Annotated in this window: 13 protein-coding genes, 1 tRNA gene and 1 pseudogene; 6 read left to right on the forward strand and 9 right to left on the reverse strand. The window is 51.7% G+C overall.

The window, feature by feature from the left end:
- Positions 1-6 precede the first annotated feature (6 nt).
- Both HAPAU_RS15900 and HAPAU_RS15905 read left to right on the forward strand, forming a co-directional pair.
- Positions 7-1095, forward strand: coding sequence for a CNNM domain-containing protein (locus tag HAPAU_RS15900; protein WP_066385193.1), 1089 nt, complete (start codon positions 7-9; stop codon positions 1093-1095).
- Between the two features lie 331 nt (positions 1096-1426).
- Positions 1427-1660, forward strand: coding sequence for a hypothetical protein (locus HAPAU_RS15905; protein ID WP_066384826.1), 234 nt, complete (start codon positions 1427-1429; stop codon positions 1658-1660).
- A 144-nt stretch (positions 1661-1804) separates the two neighbouring features.
- Here HAPAU_RS15905 and HAPAU_RS20160 read toward each other — a convergent pair whose 3' ends face one another.
- From HAPAU_RS20160 to HAPAU_RS15940, 8 genes are all read right to left on the reverse strand, one after another.
- Positions 1805-2200 carry a PIN domain-containing protein gene (locus HAPAU_RS20160; RefSeq protein ID WP_084383820.1) on the reverse strand — a complete coding sequence of 132 codons (396 nt, stop codon included), beginning with the start codon at positions 2198-2200 and terminating at the stop codon, positions 1805-1807.
- Complete coding sequence (locus HAPAU_RS15915) at positions 2187-2537, reverse strand: helix-turn-helix domain-containing protein (protein WP_066384829.1); 351 nt, start codon at positions 2535-2537, stop codon at positions 2187-2189. The genes HAPAU_RS20160 and HAPAU_RS15915 overlap by 14 nt, the downstream gene beginning before the upstream one ends.
- A gap of 170 nt (positions 2538-2707) precedes the next feature.
- Positions 2708-3967 (reverse strand): RNA-guided endonuclease InsQ/TnpB family protein, encoded by a 1260-nt coding sequence (locus tag HAPAU_RS15920; RefSeq protein ID WP_066384832.1) that lies wholly within the window; start codon positions 3965-3967, stop codon positions 2708-2710.
- Between the two features lie 810 nt (positions 3968-4777).
- The gene (locus tag HAPAU_RS20165) at positions 4778-6532 is read right to left on the reverse strand and encodes an asparagine synthase-related protein (protein ID WP_084383821.1); all 1755 of its coding nucleotides are present in this window, start codon (positions 6530-6532) and stop codon (positions 4778-4780) included.
- Positions 6533-6689: 157 nt separating this feature from the next.
- Complete coding sequence (locus HAPAU_RS20170) at positions 6690-8564, reverse strand: asparagine synthase-related protein (protein ID WP_157078508.1); 1875 nt, start codon at positions 8562-8564, stop codon at positions 6690-6692.
- A gap of 490 nt (positions 8565-9054) precedes the next feature.
- Positions 9055-9855 (reverse strand): DUF2182 domain-containing protein, encoded by an 801-nt coding sequence (locus tag HAPAU_RS15930; RefSeq protein WP_066384835.1) that lies wholly within the window; start codon positions 9853-9855, stop codon positions 9055-9057.
- A 26-nt stretch (positions 9856-9881) separates the two neighbouring features.
- Positions 9882-10487 carry a DUF1326 domain-containing protein gene (locus HAPAU_RS15935; protein WP_066384837.1) on the reverse strand — a complete coding sequence of 202 codons (606 nt, stop codon included), beginning with the start codon at positions 10485-10487 and terminating at the stop codon, positions 9882-9884.
- A 306-nt stretch (positions 10488-10793) separates the two neighbouring features.
- Positions 10794-12788, reverse strand: coding sequence for a CocE/NonD family hydrolase (locus HAPAU_RS15940; RefSeq protein WP_066384839.1), 1995 nt, complete (start codon positions 12786-12788; stop codon positions 10794-10796).
- A gap of 627 nt (positions 12789-13415) precedes the next feature.
- Here HAPAU_RS15940 and HAPAU_RS23050 point away from each other — a divergent pair.
- Together HAPAU_RS23050 and HAPAU_RS21130 are read left to right on the forward strand one after the other, a co-directional pair.
- Positions 13416-13675, forward strand: a pseudogene (locus HAPAU_RS23050) (RNA-guided endonuclease TnpB family protein); the annotation flags it as partial.
- Positions 13676-13851: 176 nt separating this feature from the next.
- A tRNA-OTHER gene (locus HAPAU_RS21130) sits at positions 13852-14000 on the forward strand.
- Between the two features lie 835 nt (positions 14001-14835).
- Here the strand turns inward: HAPAU_RS21130 and HAPAU_RS15945 are convergent.
- On the reverse strand, positions 14836-15192 hold the full coding sequence (locus HAPAU_RS15945) for a PadR family transcriptional regulator (RefSeq protein WP_066384841.1): 357 nt from the start codon (positions 15190-15192) through the stop codon (positions 14836-14838).
- 296 nt (positions 15193-15488) lie between these two features.
- On the opposite strand from HAPAU_RS15945, the gene HAPAU_RS15950 reads away from it, so the two are divergent.
- Entirely contained in the window at positions 15489-16022 is a 534-nt protein-coding gene (locus HAPAU_RS15950) for an Rrf2 family transcriptional regulator (protein ID WP_066384842.1), read from the forward strand.
- Positions 16023-16735: 713 nt separating this feature from the next.
- Entirely contained in the window at positions 16736-17389 is a 654-nt protein-coding gene (locus tag HAPAU_RS15955) for a helix-turn-helix domain-containing protein (protein ID WP_169802676.1), read from the forward strand.
- Positions 17390-17534: the final 145 nt, after the last annotated feature.

The raw sequence follows: 17534 nt of genomic DNA on the forward strand, positions 1-17534 counted from the left end.
ATGGCGATGACTGGGCTCGAAGTCTCGATCAGGCTTATTGCTGGTCTATTACTCATCCTCGCCAACGGGTTTTTCGTCGCCATCGAGTTCGCGCTGACCCGCGCCCGGCAGTATTCCGAAGCGGAGTTCGTTGAACCCGGTCTCGAACGCGCCTGGGAGATGACGCAGAACCTGGAGATCTACTTGACTAGCTGTCAGATAGGTATCACGTTCTCGAGTATCGCGGTCGGTATCGTCGCCGAACCCGCACTCACGGCCATCTTCGAGCCGCTGTTCGGTGGGACAGTTCTCGCATCGGTCGGCGCAGGGGCAATCCTCGCGTTTCTCATCGTCAACCTCGTCCATCTCACTCACGGCGAGCAGACCCCTACCTATCTCGGCGTCGAGCGTTCGAAACTGGTCTCTCGGTACTGTGCGACGCCGCTGTACTGGTGGACGCGGGCGATCTGGCCGGTTATCAAGTTTGGGGATGGGGCAGCGAAATGGACGCTTTCGCTGTTCGGCGTCGAGATGACCGGCGCGTGGCTCGAAACCGAACAGGACGTCATGCAGGGGCGTGCGGGCCTCTACAAGCGCTTCGGCTCGGCCCTTGAAGCGGGAGACGTTCCCGCAGAGCGCCGACAGGAAGTGATGAACGCGCTGGCCGTTGGCGACATCCCGGTTAAAGGGATTATGGTTCCGCGCGAGGAGATCGTCGCACTCTCGACCGAGAACACCCCCGAGGAAAACCTCGCGCTCGTCGAAGAACACTCCCATTCTCGCTACCCAGTGGTCGGTGGGGATATAGACGACTTCCGCGGCATTGTCTATCTCCCGACGATCACGAACCATTTTGAGGACCTCATGAGCGGCGAAGTCGACATCACGGATATCGCTGCGTCGCCGATGACGCTCCCGGCCAAGGAGGAAATCAGCGACGCCATCGACCGTTTCCAGACGGAAAATCAGGAGCTTGCCCTTGTCACTGAGGAGGGGCAGGTCGTTGGTCTCCTGACCTCGACGGACGCCTTCGAAGAGGTCATGGGTGACCTTGAAGACCCGATAGACGAGCGGACCGGACGTGCGCACCGTAGAGGAGAACCGACCGGGACCTGAAGATGCCCTAAAGTTTTGTTTGGGCGGTCGTAGTGGGTTCTGTACGGACATTGGTGTCTTGTGGGGTGAAAAGATGGTCCTGCAGAATATTTCCACTGTGGACGAACTAGCCGAAACAACCGGCCAGTCCAAAAAGGTAACTTCTGAAGGACTGTGATGCTGCAGCGAAGCTATCGAGTGTTTCTGACGACGAATAGCGATATATTTGATGGGCACGTCAGGTTCGACGAATACAAAACTGGATCAAACGTCGAGAGCACAAGAGATACACATCGGAATGGCAGGAGCCTGCACTACCTATTGGTAGAGGCTCTGCGTAGAAGAGTACGATATGGCAACCATTGATGAAAGTGCTGAAGGCAAAACCGTCGTTACTGCCGATGGCTCGAAAGTAGGAACTGTCGTTGATGCTGATAACTCGACGGCGCATGTCGAGCCAGATCCTAGCTTGACAGATGAAATTGCAGCCGAACTCGGCTGGGGGGACGGTGACGAAGAAACCTACGAGTTGGATAACGACGCAGTTGAAGCTGTCACGGACGACGAAATCAGACTCGAAGAGTAACAACTGGCACTCGCTTTCCGATCAGTATCTTGACATTCTCCACGCCAAACGACGTGGAGAATGTCAATAGATTTATTTGACATCCTGCTAGAGAATATCGCTGAGCACGAGCTATTCCCCGGCGAGCTTGTTTCCCTACTATGCTTAGTACCGTTTGATGTACAGACCGTCGACATTCTCGAAGTGGCTATCACGAGTAACGATCGTCCCGCTTGCCTCGCGAACGGTGCCAGCGATCAAGACGTCCCCGAGGTTGATCTTCTGGCCGGACGTTTCAAGCTCGCCGTCGATAAGCGCGGCCTCACGAGCAGCAGGCGGAGTGAGTGGAAGGTGATCAGCCCAATTCAGTTGCTCGATTAGATCGGCGACACCAGCCGCGCCACGGAGACGAGCACCACCCCGTAGGACCTCGAACAAAGCGACCGAGGGGATTCGATACTCTCGATCTGGATTCGATTCGAGGAGCGCTTTCGCGTCCGCTGACGCTTCGCGCTCTCTGTCGAGATAGTCGATAAGGAAATTCGTATCAGGACAGTACACGCTCGTCCTCTCGCAGATCCTCGTCTAGCTGCTCGCGTGTCTCCTCGACAGCTGCCCCAAGGCCGGTTCCCGTCCATGACCCGTAGCCTTTCAGCAAGTCACGGTCGGACTCGGTCGGTGGGAGCCACCACACTCGGGATCTGCCGCCGACCTTCTTCGAGGTGACGTCACCTCTCTCAGCAAGTTCGCGAAGTCTGTTGAGGGCGGTTGTTCGCGAACAGCCGAGCCGGTCGGCGATCTCAGGAGCGGTGAGCGGCTCGTTAGGATCATCTCGCGAGCGAAACTCCTCGAGGACGTCCTCGGGTGTTACCGTCGGTGAGGGACCGGGTTTTGCCATACTTCTCTATGACACGAGAAACGCCATAACCCTTTCCACGTGTATTGAGATATAGCATATATCACTCCATTATGGAGTTAGACTGCTATTATCCATACCCACGTAAGCACTGATAGAGTTGACATCCTCCACGCCGTAAACGACGTGGAATCCCGATCGCCGTTGGGATATTACGGTTTACAGTCCACGACCTGTTCTCGCGGGGCGAAACTGCCCTCGCTACGATCGAACAGATGGACTGAAGGCTGTGCCAACCAGCCGTTACTCCTATCCTTCGCGGGACTCGGAGTTACTTTTCGCCGAATGTTCTCCGCACCATTCACGTCCGCGTTCGCCACGGTATCACACTCCTCGCAGACGTACAACCCGCGTTCGACCCGCTGGTTGCCGTCTTTCGTCCCACAGGCGGAACACATCTTTGAGGTATCTCGTTCGGATTCTACCGTTACGTCGATCCCTTCGACTTCCGCCTTGTAGTCGAGTATCGACGTGAAACGGTCGAACGCCCATCCGTGAAGGTCAAGGTTGCCGTGCTTCCCCCTGTTTCGAGGATCGCCGTTCTCGTCGTCGCGGATACCACCGAGATCCCCGATGACAATCGTCCCGACGCCTCTCTCTACGCACTCCGAAACGATATGTTTCGAGAGAGTGTGCAAGAAGTGGCTTCGGCGTTCCGTGCGCTTCCGATCCAGCCGAAGCCGCTCGTTGGATCGGCTATCGTCGCACTTCGCTTTCTTCCGTCCGAAGTAGTATTCGTCCTCTTTCAGTGCGTTGCCGGGAATGAGGATCGATTCACCGCCGAACGAAAGCGCGGCGACGTTCGAGATACCGAGGTCGACCCCGGCAGTCTCGTCTCCCGGCGGTTCGGGATCAATCACCTTTCGACAAACGAAGTGAAGCCGCCACTCGTCGTACTTGTGGATGGCCCGAACCTGTTGGATGTCCCATTCGGAGAGGTCTACGTCGGGGCGCATCTCGTATTCGCACAACACGAAGTCCGAGCGGTGTTCCTTCAGGTTACGTCCTTTCGAGAGGCGAACGCGGGTGAACTGTGCGTCGTGCTTGAAGCCAGCCGCTTTGAACGACACGGTAGAACGTGGGTGCGAATCTCCGTTCTTACGGTAGCCGGGCGGTCGGGCACGGCTATCGCCGTTCCGACGCTTTGCGAACCAACCGTTGAACGCTTCAGCGAGTTCTTCGAGAACGCGCTGACTGGATTGAGAATGGAGATCCGTATAGCGTTCGTGGCCTTTGAGTTCGGATTTGAGTTCCCCATCATCAGGGATCTCGCCCGTTTCGTCCCACTGTTCTTGTGCGTAGTAGCGACCGACGTTCCAGAGCTTCGATGCAGCCCGTCCGAGTTGATCGAGGTCGTCACTCACCTGCTGTGGGTTGGTGATCGACGCCTCGAATGTTCGGTGGGTTCGCATCGGATTCTGACTCCATAACCAGTTATGAAGCCCGAAAATCTAATACTACCGATCCAGCATAGAATATCCGGCCATGCAACAGGCGGTGGATTGTTGCATCAATTGACGGCGCGTATCCACCCCTGAAGGGCGTGATATTGTGCCTGTTCAGCGTATAATCCACCCTTCAGGTGTACCCTTGGATGTCGCCTCGTTCAAATATCACAGTCTTGATCCATCCTTAAAATTAAGTCATTTGACTGTGTAGCACTTGGTGGCGATTGATCCCCTCCGACAGTCGCCAATCCGTTGTCGAACTCTCGTCAAGCCTCTCCGATTCGGAGGGGCTTTGGTGGCAAATTAACAGGTATTTACGTATACAAAGCTCTCTCGTTGTGATCGACGACCTTGGCGAGCTCTCACTCCTTGAAGACCCCAGAGATACTGGTTCTTGCGTCCCTGATACAGTTGCGAGCGCATACCCTCGTCTTTAGGCGCGGGAGGAGGTCAATGCATCTGACCGCCCGGTAGACGGTTCACTGCCGGATCCAGATACTCGAAGAGTAGACTATTAGGGTCGACGGTCTGCTTCTAATTTGTTCACATCTGTATTACAATTAAATTTAAATAGATGCAAACTAATACGTGAATAGCGCACAGCGACACACCGAACTCCTGGATGGAGGAATGCGTGTGTTGATTGGTCATGATACGGAGGTCTCACCCCTCTTTGTCGCTGTGCGTACCTTAACGCTTGAAGCAACCGCTGAGTGCTTCCCTCCAGTCATGTCTATCAAAATGAATATTTCTTAGGAACAGCTATTCGTTGTCCTATATAATTTCTATAAATTCACCCCAATGCTTTGCATCGCGGATTCGCAGCTTTGATCGTGTTGAGAGGCCCTGTAGGTCTGGACGAAGCATAAACTCACGATCGAGATTTGCTTCGGCATAAATCTCATCGCGATCCGGCCATGGCGTCCCAAATGTAGAAATTCCTGGTATAATCTTCCGTACAAACTTCTCAACTTGATTCGCCTGATACGTTCGATGAGGACGATCTGGCGGCCGATAGCGAAAAATATCTGAATCAATTCGCTTGAGCGCTTCTTGATATGTACGGTCCGTCCGATACTCTGGTGGGGTTTGCAGATGCCACTCAAGTAATCCTGCATCAGCAGCGATCAAAGTTTCAGTATACTGATCAGATAACTGTGATCGGAAGGGCAACGATGATTTACATTTGATACCTAACAATGCCGCTGCGTTGTGTGGCGAATCGGTTCGTGTAAACCCTGCTTGATACTCACGTTCAATTGTTTCGTGAAGATACTGTTCAGGGTCAATTGGCTTCCCACTTCTTTCGCTATATTGCTTATTGCCTGAACTAAAAACATCAAATTCATCGAGAATTCGGTCACCAGATTCAAACCCGAAAGTCTGTTCGAACAATGCAGGAATATCTGGATTCTTGGCAAGGTCTGAGAGGGGGAACTTACGATTGAGGAGTGGTATCGTGAGCGTTTCACGTGGTATATAGCGATTGCGAAGTAGTGTATCCAAAAACAAGCCATGAAACATCTGATCGACAGCTATTGACTCTCTATGACCACGGTGGTGAATATGGAGTGATTCGCGAAGTCCATTCGTGTATTGCGTGACTTCTGGAGAGATATCAAGATAGGCTGTTGTCACAGGGAGCGTTACATGTTCGGCCCCATACTGAGCTGCCACCTTTTGAGCAACACGTACTTCAGGTGTCTCTGGTGATCCTATTGTATAACAAATATCAATAGTACCCTCTGGAAGGGCAGCAAGAATCACTCGCGAATCGAAACCAGCACTTAGCAATAATCCGGTTTTGGTATCCGGAGCAGTAGTTGCCTGCTCTTGGGATAGCTGTCCGCGGTATTTAATTGCGTGTTCGAGACGAGTAGCAAGTTCTGTAACGTAATCGAACGCCTGGGGCTCATACACGAAACGTGCCAAGGTGCCCGTTGTTGTTGCGGTGAGATAGCCATCAAATGGAATCCGGTTGACTCCCTTGAGAGTCGTTTGATCTCCAAAGACGACACCGAACTGTAGAAATTCCCGTAACCCTTGTTCATTACACTGAAGTTCATCTCTAAAGACGTTCTGGACTCGGACTAGTTGAGACAAATCTGTTCCAAAAACACGACCCACCGGCGTCTCCGTATAGAAACACTCACGCGAGCTAATTGGATCAGTTGCGATAATCGCTTTGTCTTCCGTATCAAGAACAGCAAGATACGATCCATTTAGTTGATCAAGTCCAAGCGCATCGAAATCCCAATCCAGAAAGGTGTTGTAGAGAGTTGCTGCAGTCGTTTGGTGGGAGTTTACCGCAACTGATTCTCCGCGAAGAAATACGTCTCCGTAGACAACACACAGCCCTGACGAAGATTGATCAACATGTGTGCTCGTTCGACCTGGGGAGTCAAGAGTTGGATCGCGAATCCCCACGACAACTGAGTTACCAGTTATAATACGATCAAAGTCTGCCGAGGAGCGTAACTGATCGAAATCAGATTTCGTACCGAAGACTCCAAATAATTCCGATTTCATGTATCGTTAATAACACCTCGATTTACGTTATTATATAGAAAACCAGTAGTGTGTGTAAATCAAGTTTCAGGTTGGGGAGAGTCACGATCAAGTAGAGAATTCAGAGGGACGGTTGTAAATCAACCGGTACGGGGCTTCTATGGGCTATTTTTTGCTTTCACTCAGAGTTTAGTTCAGATCTCAGTTCTTCTCGTGAAAAATCACCAGAAGCGAGATACGCAGTAAGTGGCATTGAAAGGACAGTCATTATGGTATATAATTCCGTTAGGTGGGTCTGACCATTGCAGTGTTCTTGATAGTATGTTTCAAGTATTTCCTGATCCAAACCTGGAAGAGAATCAGCTAAGTGACCATACTTCTCAATGGCCTGTCGAAAGAACGGATGGTGACGGAGTAATTCCGCGTCGTCGATCCACGATCCATTCGTCATGTATGGCTCCGGCGGCGATTCATCCATAAGACGTGTCCGATACAGGGCTGTAAGGTTGCGAGTGAGGTACTCGATAGGAAATGATCGAGTAAGAGGTGCCCCCGTATTCGAATGCGGAATAGCTGCAAGTGCGGGATTCAGTCGTTCAACCGCTTGACTGATGATGTTTCTTCGAAGTCGGTAGCGAATCGGCATTGATAGGGACAGGTCAATCAGTCGATTATCAAGGAACGGCGAGCGATACGGAAGCATCTTCTGGATGCCCTTATGGAAGATCAAATCATCATCATTCGAGAGTGGGTAACAAGCACTATAATAGACAAGATCATCAAGTGACCTATAGGCAACGCCATGGTGTATAATTTGGTCTCCGTCACGATAGATATTGGTTTCAAGAACTGACCGAAGATCAGTTGGCATCTCCCCTATATCTGAGACAAACGCACTATCAAGGAGCCAATCAATATACTCATCAATAGTCTCAACGCGCTGTTCAAGCGGGAGTGTGACCGTTCCAAGTGGCCCTATCGATAGATCCGGTGATGGGATCGGAAAACGTTTAAAGAGGGTATCACCGTACAACCCAGAAAGGAGAGCATCAACAGTAGTGGTGATCTCATCCTCGAAACCACTTGTATATGGTTGTGTGAACCATCCGTTGAAAGTCGCTATTGAACGATTGCGCTCAAGTGATCCAGCCTGATAGTCTGCCCCACGATAGAGCACTGTAAACTCGGCTCCAGATATTGACGCTACACGTTCAGCAGTCCGCGCTTCGCGATTCATCCAGTCAGCCATATGGAACGCAGTCGCATTCCCATTCAATGCTGCAAGAATAAGCCGCGAATCACTCCCTCCACTGGTCAATACTCCATATTCTTGATCTGAATCTATCCACTCGTTAATGACGGTTGTAAATCGGTGAACAAACTCATCAACAAACCATCCAAATGGCTTATCAATTGGCGCGAATTCTGGTGTCCAGTACTGGTTAACAGTAGTTGTTTGATCAGCAAGGTCAAATCTCGTGATTGAACCAGGTGGTAGCTCCTCGATTCCACTCAGAGGAGTTTTCACACCGAATGTTCGTTTATAGGCGAAGTACTCGTGTAGATAGGCCGAATCGTAAGATGTCTCAACTGACGGAAAGAGAGGAATTCGCTGAATATTCGACGAGAAAACGACCGGATCGCTTGATTGTGTTGGCGTAGTATAGTAGATCGGGACTGTTGCAAGCCGATCGGTGACTGCGAAAACCTGCTGCTGCGATGGATCATATCCGAGTAGAAAGAAATTGCCGTTTAAGCCACGAACAAACTCGATGCCATACTGGTTATACAGGCGTGCACAGTACTGCGCTGGATCAGTAGCTAGTGGTCGTCGTGCATACCCGCGCTGGCCATCAAGGACAGTTGCATCGAATCCATATAGTTCACCGAGTACCCACCAAACTGGTTCATTTGTATCTCGCGTAGAGCATGTAGTCGAGATATTTTTGTGGCTTGTAGTCGCGACCGTAAGTGTATCTTCGTGGTGAAAGACGTTCGCTCCACCTGTAATCGCTGGGTCTTTTCTCCCGAAGATAGATCCTTCAATATACATTATGGTATTCAGCAGTCACGTTATCTAGCTACTATTGACTAATTACCCAGAATACATCTATTGATATGTGTGTTACTCTTTCTACGTACACTGGCTCTGAGGAACAAGAGTATCTAGTAACCTCCTGGTACACAGGAAGGAGGGGAGTCGATGTGCATCAGTCGGAGCCGTGATTTCTTTAAATGGAGCTGCTCGGAGATGGGTATCAGCTTAGATACGAGCGCTTTTTTTAACACCTACGGTGGCTACCGAGTCGAATTTGAAGCGAACTGGTTGGCTCAGGTGAGCACGAAAACATACCTGCCAACCCGATTTTGATGTTCCGCCCCAGTATACAGTACAGGATTGAGCTGGCCGTTATTTCGTTTAGTGAGTTGGTTTGGTCAGGGTCATACGACGATTTGGCGTGGCTGGGATCCTTCAATTGGTGATGGATTCCAGAAGTCGTGCTGAAGACAGAGTGCATATCTCGCAATCATTCCCGAGTGTTCTACACTATCGAGACTACGATGAAGCCAACTCCACCGACGCCAGCGACGACGCCGACTGCCCTGGCCAGCTGTGGCCCCCACGACACCGTTCGTTCCAGTGAGATCACGAGCGCGATAATCGCCATCCAAAGGATGTTCATTGAGCCGACAGCGACCATAAGCGCGAACAGCGCCCAACAGCATCCGACACAGAACAGGCTGAAACGCAGGCCCATGTCCGCGGCTCCGCGAATTCCGGGCCGGTGGTAAGTCATTAGAAACCCAAATGGCGATCGACACTTATCCAGACATTGATATTTATACGGCGACAATTGGTATCCTCCCAGAACTACCAGTACACCTCCGAAGAGGAGCAGTCCACGATCGTTGACGAGTGCTGCGATCGGGACTACGGAGTTAACTACGAGTGGAACCAGACCCGTAAGTGTCCAGACGAGCGTGTATACTCCAAGCAGTGCGCCCAATCGGGCGGCTTTTGCGGTTTTCGAGAGGTCCTGAAGTGTCCCGTTATAGAGCCGAAACAGCGGGACTGTTGACGGGTACATCATAGCAATCATCATCGTCCCCCACATTAACAGATAGAGACCCACGCCAGCAGCACCGTGTCCGATCGCCATCGCTTCCGGAACACCAGGATCGGACATCTGCATGCCCATCTCACTCATCTCGTCTCCCGGCATCGGTACCCATTGCCAGAGTATCAATGTCCACGCAACGAGCGCGATGGCGTACATGACGATCGCAATGAGTGGGAGCTGGCGAATGAAAAGACCCCGACCTTCGGATTCTCGTATAGTCATCTTCAGGAGATATAGCAGCTGTGAATTCAGGAATTCGCCATTTCGAACTCTCCGAAGTATGAGTTATTGCCGCTTACATCCCACGAAAAGTCGTCATCGAAGGCGACAGTCGCTTTGGTCGTCTTGCCGGTGTTTGCTCGTTCATCCGGTTGAATGAACGGATGAGGGTATACCGACCCCTGCTCGTCTCCGAAGCCAACGGCGCTGTCAGTCTCAATGGTGACGATGTCGCCAGCACTGAACGAGAGGTGGTCGTCTTTCGTTGCGTAGGAGAAAGGTACCACCACACTATCTTCGACCGTATCAATAAGCGGCGCAGCAGCTTCGAACAATCCGCCGGCTTGCCCAGAGAAGATGTTTTCGAGTGCCTCTGCTTGCGTCTCGTCAGCGGCTTCGTCGATCACGAGGACGACGCGCCACCCACCTTCAAAGAGGATGCCTTCGTCAAAGACGAGCATCCCTGCTCCTAACCCATCTAAGGATACGTCTCCATACGTTCCCTCTTCGATATTCCAGAATCCGGCGAAGGTACAACCACCGTCATCTGCTGGTTCGTACCAAAGACACTGGCATGGGACCGAACAGTTGCACGCTTCGACGAAGTTCCCTTTGAGGTTCCAGTCTTGTGTCATTGGCGGTCACCACTTCCTTCCACGAGAAATTACAAGTAGTCACCTAGTGAAGTCACTTGGTGATATTTTTGCAGTTGCTGGCATTCATGCGGTGACTGAAATGGATCTCCAAGCCTACCGATGACGGTAATCACTCAGCTCCCTGACTGAATGAATCGTTTCATATAGATATCAGATGATTGAACTCAACTGTGACTCCGATCACAGAGTGGCTATGCCTTCAAGACAGATCAATTATCTCGTGTGTTATGAGCCGTGATCTGCCTTGTTAGCAGTGAGTGGCTTCTGCGTTCTCTCGCACGTTCCTTACTGAGGGAGCGTGGCCTCCATACAGGTGTAGCCATCCGGCTCGCCACATGCCGGCTCGGGTGGTAACGGTGAGGTTCGGTTCCCTCGTTTCGATCCCCATTCGAGCATCGGCAAGAGGACGCTTGAAGGCGTATCCCCACCATAGGACAGGATATTCTCACTGCCGCTATCAAGTGGATCATACTCCCAATAACGGGCCGGGTCCGGACCTTCTTCCTGAGGTGGAGCATGGATATTGACCAGTAGCCGATGACCCGGGTAGACGATATGGCCCAGTGGGAAAACTTCGATATCATAGCGATAGCGCTCTCCAGAGATGATTGGTGTTGGATCGACCATCGTATGATATGGGCGAATGATCTCCCCCGCTTCGTTCCGGAGTGTCTTTGCCTCATTGAGTTCGCGATGACTTGCGCGCAACATCCCTCGCTGGAGATACGTTACTGCTTCATCTCCCGGCTCGACATCGGCCAGTGAGACATACATCTCAGTATTCTCTGCCGATGACTGCAAATAGAGGGTTGCAGTAATCGGGCCAGCGATTACACGTGGCTTCTCGAATGGGGCTGACCAGTAACTGAGGAGTGTTTTATCGGTCAGATCATCGATGTACCAGTAGTCCGGACTCGAACTCGTGTACGTTTCCTTTCCTGCAGTTGTCGGTCGTTCGGTCGTCAACTCGTGGTTGCCACCGATGTAATAGCGCGTCCAGTCCGTGTTTGATGCTGGGAAGCCATCAAGACTCATCGTGCCGTGACTGTCCTTGGTATCCATACCGAAATCCAACCGAACAGGCGCTTCCTGCATGATACCGGTATTTTCCCCGCGAAGCCAGTAGTCGAACCAACGCCGACCATCCCGATCGCGGCCGAGTGCCCGCCACGCAGTGCCGTGAACTCCGTTCGTTGCCCGCAAGAGCTTGGGTGACTCACGGAGCTCGGGGCTTGGTGGGCGTCGGCCCGGGAAATCTCCAGGATGAATCGGATCCGGATCGAGAGCGTTGTACACTGCGGGACCGCCGCGTTGACCGACTTGGCCATCCTGCCAGCCGACGCTAATGTAGGTCGGTACTTCGATCTGCTTTGCCATCTCAATGAAATTGATTCGTCGATAGCCATCGTTCTCCGTTCGCTTCCGATACCAGGTAGGATGTTGATCGATGATCGTCTGTGGATCACGGTTCGCCCGATGCTGTCTGCAGAACGGATCCTCCTGTTCTGGGATGATATCTTGTGACTCCTCATCCCACCACAGTGTTGGGAGGTTATTGAGCCAGTTGTCGAACGCGAGATTGTCGACGCCGCCGGGGAACGTGCGGCCTCGGAGTAGATCACCCATGATCACGTTCGCAGAGACACACGCTAACGACGGTGGCTGGGTGGATGCGACCCGAATAGACGTCATTCCTGAATACGAGAGTCCGAACAATCCGATCCGATCGAGCGACCACGGACGAGCCGCAAGCCACTCGATAATCTCGTGACCATCCAATCCGTGACTCCGTTTATCATAAACTTCACCGAAATCTGATGCATCGCCAGCTGAGCACGCCGTTGCTCGAACACTCGATTGTACGTGGACATATTCGTCACCGAGATCCGGTGATGGGATCGCGCTGTACACGCCAACGCTCGTCGCGATGAGTGTGTCGTCCGGCATCCGAATATAGTGGGTCGGGCCGTTGGCTGCGAAACTCGCGCCCATATACCCATCGTGTGTGTACACGACAGGTCGATCGGTACCGGTTGGCGGGTCCCAATCGTGGCGGACGTATCCCCATTCTTTTTTCGCGAACGTGTCGTCGTAGTCGATGTCTCCATCCGCTTGCGAATAGAGTCGCTCTTTGGTAGCGCCTACACAACCGCTACTTGCGATCCCAGCAGTCCCGATGACGATTGATTTGAGAAGCTGTCTACGTCTCATGAGACCAATACCCACGTTAAGACATAAGTATTTTATTATATTGTATAATAATATAATTTTAGATAGCATGAATTTATCTGATTGCGGGCGGGTACGGTTCTCACCCCAATGAGTGGCCGAAAGCACGAGTAAGGAACGGGTATGCCCGCTGTTGTCGTCTGAAACCGCGACATTCTACTACATCGGGACGGTGGGTGACGTTTCAGCCGATATACTGAGAAGTATCTCGAGCAACGGAACACGTTTAGCGGAGTATGCAGCCTTCATTCTCGAGATCAAACCTTGAAGCACTCTGTCGACATCGTTTGTAGAAGGCAATCTCTCAGGGCATATTGAAACTCAGGTGAGTAGAGCCACCTAAGTTGGCTTTCATGAGTTGGAAGAAAGCCATATAGACAAATTCACTCAGGGTAGTTGAATTTAACGATCGAATCGAGCATAACTATCTTTAAACAGCGAGAGAATCCCGCCCTTTAGGGCGGACGTGAATCGCGTACGGTCCGTTACACAGCCGCCGTTAATCGGCTGAACTGGATTCCATACGTTCGTCAATACACTCTCTAACGAGACTTGATAGGTTGATATGGTTCTCACGGATCCATTCGTCCTGTTCTTCTCGGATTGTGACGTTTCGTCGGTCCACAATCCTACTATGGGATAGGTACAGTTCCGTGTGTATGGTGTGTAGCGTGTAGTATGGCAAAGATGGTGACGAAGACGCTTGAAGCCACCCTCGCCTCACCGACGCAGGGGAAAGGAGTTTCGCCTTCGTCATCTTCTCGCCACCTACCGCGAGGCGTTAGACGATGCGTTCGATTCGGGGGCGGATACGATGGTGGCGTCAGCGACGTAGTGACGCCGTTTGACCTTCCGTATCAAGCGAAGGCGCCCCTCTGTAGTTACGTTCCGAAGCTACGGAAAACGTACAACGCCGCAAGATAGACGATGAACACCCGTTCGGAAAGGAGGGGATACAGCGTTCACGAGACGCTTCGCGTCTCGTTAGCTAACCAGTACGTTCCGCGTTCTGATAACGCCGTTATCGTCTGTCTTGCTTGGAACAATGACTAGCAAAGTACAGACAATTAGAATCGGGTAATTTATAACTGGAAGTGACGATAACGATTCGCATGGGTGTATAGTTCAGACTGGAAGAACACCTACTTAGTAACCTTCCGTTGAAATGATGGTGAGGGGTGATACGCGCGACATCTCCTGATTTCATACGAGAGACGAGGTGACTAAGATAGGAGGCCCGGGGTTCAAGTCCTCGTGCACCCATTGCAGTTACAATCCAGAGAAAGCAGTAGAACAGTTGCTCCGCGGCCGATTCGTGAGGACGATGAATACTGTCGACTATTAGTTACTGGAACAGCATTGGTTGGTATGTCAACTACCCAGCCCTGAACGCCTTCGGCGTCATCAGAACGCGGGGCGTTCTGATTGGCTAACAAGACGCTTCGCGTCTCATGAACGTTCTGCGGACAGGGCTTGCGTGGTTTCGGCCGAGAGTTGTGGTCCCGGACCGACTTGTTTGCCGGTGCGGTCGGTCGGCAGAGGCAATGTAATTGGACGTGACCTCGGCGACTTCGCGGCACGTCAAGCGTGCTCGGAGTGGTCGCGTCCCCAGAATGCGTTGCATTCTGGTGTGCGAACGAGACGCGAAGCGTCTCGTCAACGTCGTCGGTCCGTCCTTCGGGGTCGGTTGACTGCGGCCCGTCCCAAGCGAGGAATCAAACCGTCCCCGCACCGCAATATTGGTTCGGCACCCATTGCTGGGCTGTCTGAAGCCCGCCACAGGACTACATACGACGACGGGGCGGGCGATACTACCTGTTTCGCCCAGCTTCGCCACGTGATTCCTCCCCTCCCTACTCGCGGCTTCGCCGCTCGTTGAGGACGGGGATTCCTCGCTACCGCCTGTTGAAATTCGTCAGCGGTGACAGTGAGAAGAGCTACTCTTCATCTTGGATTTCACGGAGCCAATGCGAAACGAGCTTCTCAGCAAATCGCACGGCTGCACGAGGGTTTCAACAGAGCCTGTGAGAGGGAATTGGAGGGACCAACGGCTACTGAGCCACTGTGCAAAAAGCGGTTACGAGTAGTTGCGGGTTTGTTAGCTGATGAGTGTCTGAAGGTCCCCAGCACGCTCTTCATCAGTGACGAGCTTCGAAAACTGCCAGTTGAGCTCGCCCAGAAGGAGCTCATATCCCTTGTCAGTGAGCTCGTATTGGTTGGTGCGCTTGTCGAGTTTACTTTTTTCAACGAAGCCTTCCGAGACGAGCTCATCGAGATTCGGGTAGAGTCGCCCGTGATTGACCTCGTTGTTGTAGTACGCCTCAAGCTCAGCCTTGATCGCCAATCCGTACAGGGGTTCCTTTGCGAGGATCGTAAGGATGTTTCGCTGGAAGGCGGTCAACTCGGATGCGGTGTGCTGTTCGGTGCCCTGGTGAACTGCTTGTGCCTCTGACATCCCTTGTCTCTACGACATGCACTCTGTTAAATCTGTGGATAATTATATCAGAATGACAAATGATGGTAGATGGGTAAATTGATGATTCAGAGACAATATTCCCCGGTAATCAGAGATACTCTGTCAGTCACATCGGTGGTAAACGGTGTTCTGTCTGTATAACTGTAGCCGATCTAGCTATATCTGTTAGGTTTTATATACCCTATCCGAATGTATTCTCTTTAACTGTTAATGATAGAGATATTAATAGAACAACGACACAGTGGTTTTAACCGAGAAGCTGGTAATGGAGACTGATGTCAGCCATAGAACTCACACCAAACCAGAAAACCATTCTCACGGCGCTCGTAAACCTACACCGAGACGCAGAACACGCCGTGAAAGGGGAAACGATCGCCGAGGAGGTCGACCGAAACCCAGGAACGATCCGCAATCAGATGCAGAGTCTCAAAGCCCTCCAGTTAGCCGAAGGCGTCCCCGGTCCAAAAGGCGGGTACAAACCAACGGTCACCGCCTTTGAGGCGCTGGATATCGATCAACTGGATGAACCGGCAGCAGTTCCGCTCACGCACAACGGCGAGTCCGTCGACGAGGCCAATATCCAGGAAATCGATCTCTCAAGTGTTCACCACCCCGAGCAGTGTCGCGCGGAAATCCATATTCAGGGATCCATCCGCGAGTATAAAGAAGGTGACCGCATGACCGTCGGTCCAACACCAGTCGCGAAACTCGCGATCGAGGGATTAGTCGATGGAGTCGACGAGACGAGCAACATTCTCGTCTTGCAGATCGATCAAATCGAAGCACCCAGTACTGAACCAACTCACTAACTGCTTTGTGGGCCGCCGACACCGGTGTCTCCAATCGTCATCTGGAGATCGTGCTGATCAGTGCGTAACCAGAATGAAGAATGGGACCCATCACTCCAACCGTGGTACTATCAAGAGTACATCCATGACAGACCAGCGGTTAACTAACTAAGACCTTATCAACGAGAAAGAACGCAGGGACCATCCCTTTCCCATGGAGTGCCTCTGACAATGGGTGACGGCACTGAAAAATACAGCAGTCACCTACTTGTCTCTTTTGTCTGAGTGACATATGTAAGTCAGCCATGCGTCTGACGTGTAGATGACGAACGACTGACGCGGGGACTACCCCTGTGTGCACCCCTCAGTTAATTTATTCATCCGACTATTGTTAACTAGTATTACATAACAGTTAAATAACAATAGTACGTATCTACAGGAGAGAGCGACCCTGTCAGAGGCACCCTATCATAGGAACCGTCATCGCTCTCACCACTGGCCTGTCAAACCGCATTACTAGAGTTCTATATAAAAAACCCGCGAACCTATTTAAACGACCCTGACTAGTCATCCTGATCGCAGCCGCGAATCCCAATAAACCCTCCTCACGTCAGGGTCCCTCTTTTTAGATCCCTCTCGTAAGAACGTGACACATAGGTATGAGTAGCATAATTCATGAATTATCTAACTAATAAATTACTTGTGACGATTAGAAGGAAGTGGTAGATGAGACGATGAGTGTTCTCGTTGAAGTGGAGGTCGGCGCAGATGAATTCGAATTGGGACGCGTATTTGCAGGACTTGAGTCGGGGGCACGTATCGAGCTTGAGTCCCTTGTTCCACTGCCGGGAGCGATGACTCCACTCGTTTGGATTGAAAGTGGTACCCATGATTCGCTTGAAAGCAGGATTGGTGATCACCCAACAGTGACAGCAGTCGAGCGACTGGAACGATTGAGTGAGCGGTCACTCTACGCAATCGAGTGGGCACTCGACTATGATCATCTGTTCCGGTATTTTCGCGATAACGCCGTTCATCTTCTCTCTGTAACTGGATCACCAGAAACATGGCAATTCACAGTACGGTTTCAAACCCACCATGCACTCTCCACGTTTGATGATTATTGTGAGAACAGTCGAATCTCGATTGAGGTTCTGCGCGTCTATAACCACCCAGAGCAGCAACCCGACCAGGCTTTCGGAATTACACAACCCCAACAAGAAGCGCTCATGTTAGCCGTTCGTGAGGGGTACTATGATATTCCCCGCCAGTGTGATACGAAGGGGTTGGCTGAGCAACTGGGGATTTCCGATCAGGCGGTGTCGGAACGATTACGCCGAGCGATTGCAACGCTTACCCGAAATGCACTCATGGGTGAGCAGCTATGAGTGAATGTATCCAGTCGAATGAACACGCGAATTAGGCTTGGTGAGGCTAAATCATGGCTCACCAAGTCAACTATTATGCATATAGCGTTGATAATTAGAGTCGTCTGCCGCTGAGACAGGCCACTCACCCTGAGGGTGTGCCCAC

This window comes from Halalkalicoccus paucihalophilus, assembly GCF_001593955.1.
In the GTDB taxonomy this organism is placed as follows: Archaea; Halobacteriota; Halobacteria; order Halobacteriales; family Halalkalicoccaceae; genus Halalkalicoccus; species Halalkalicoccus paucihalophilus.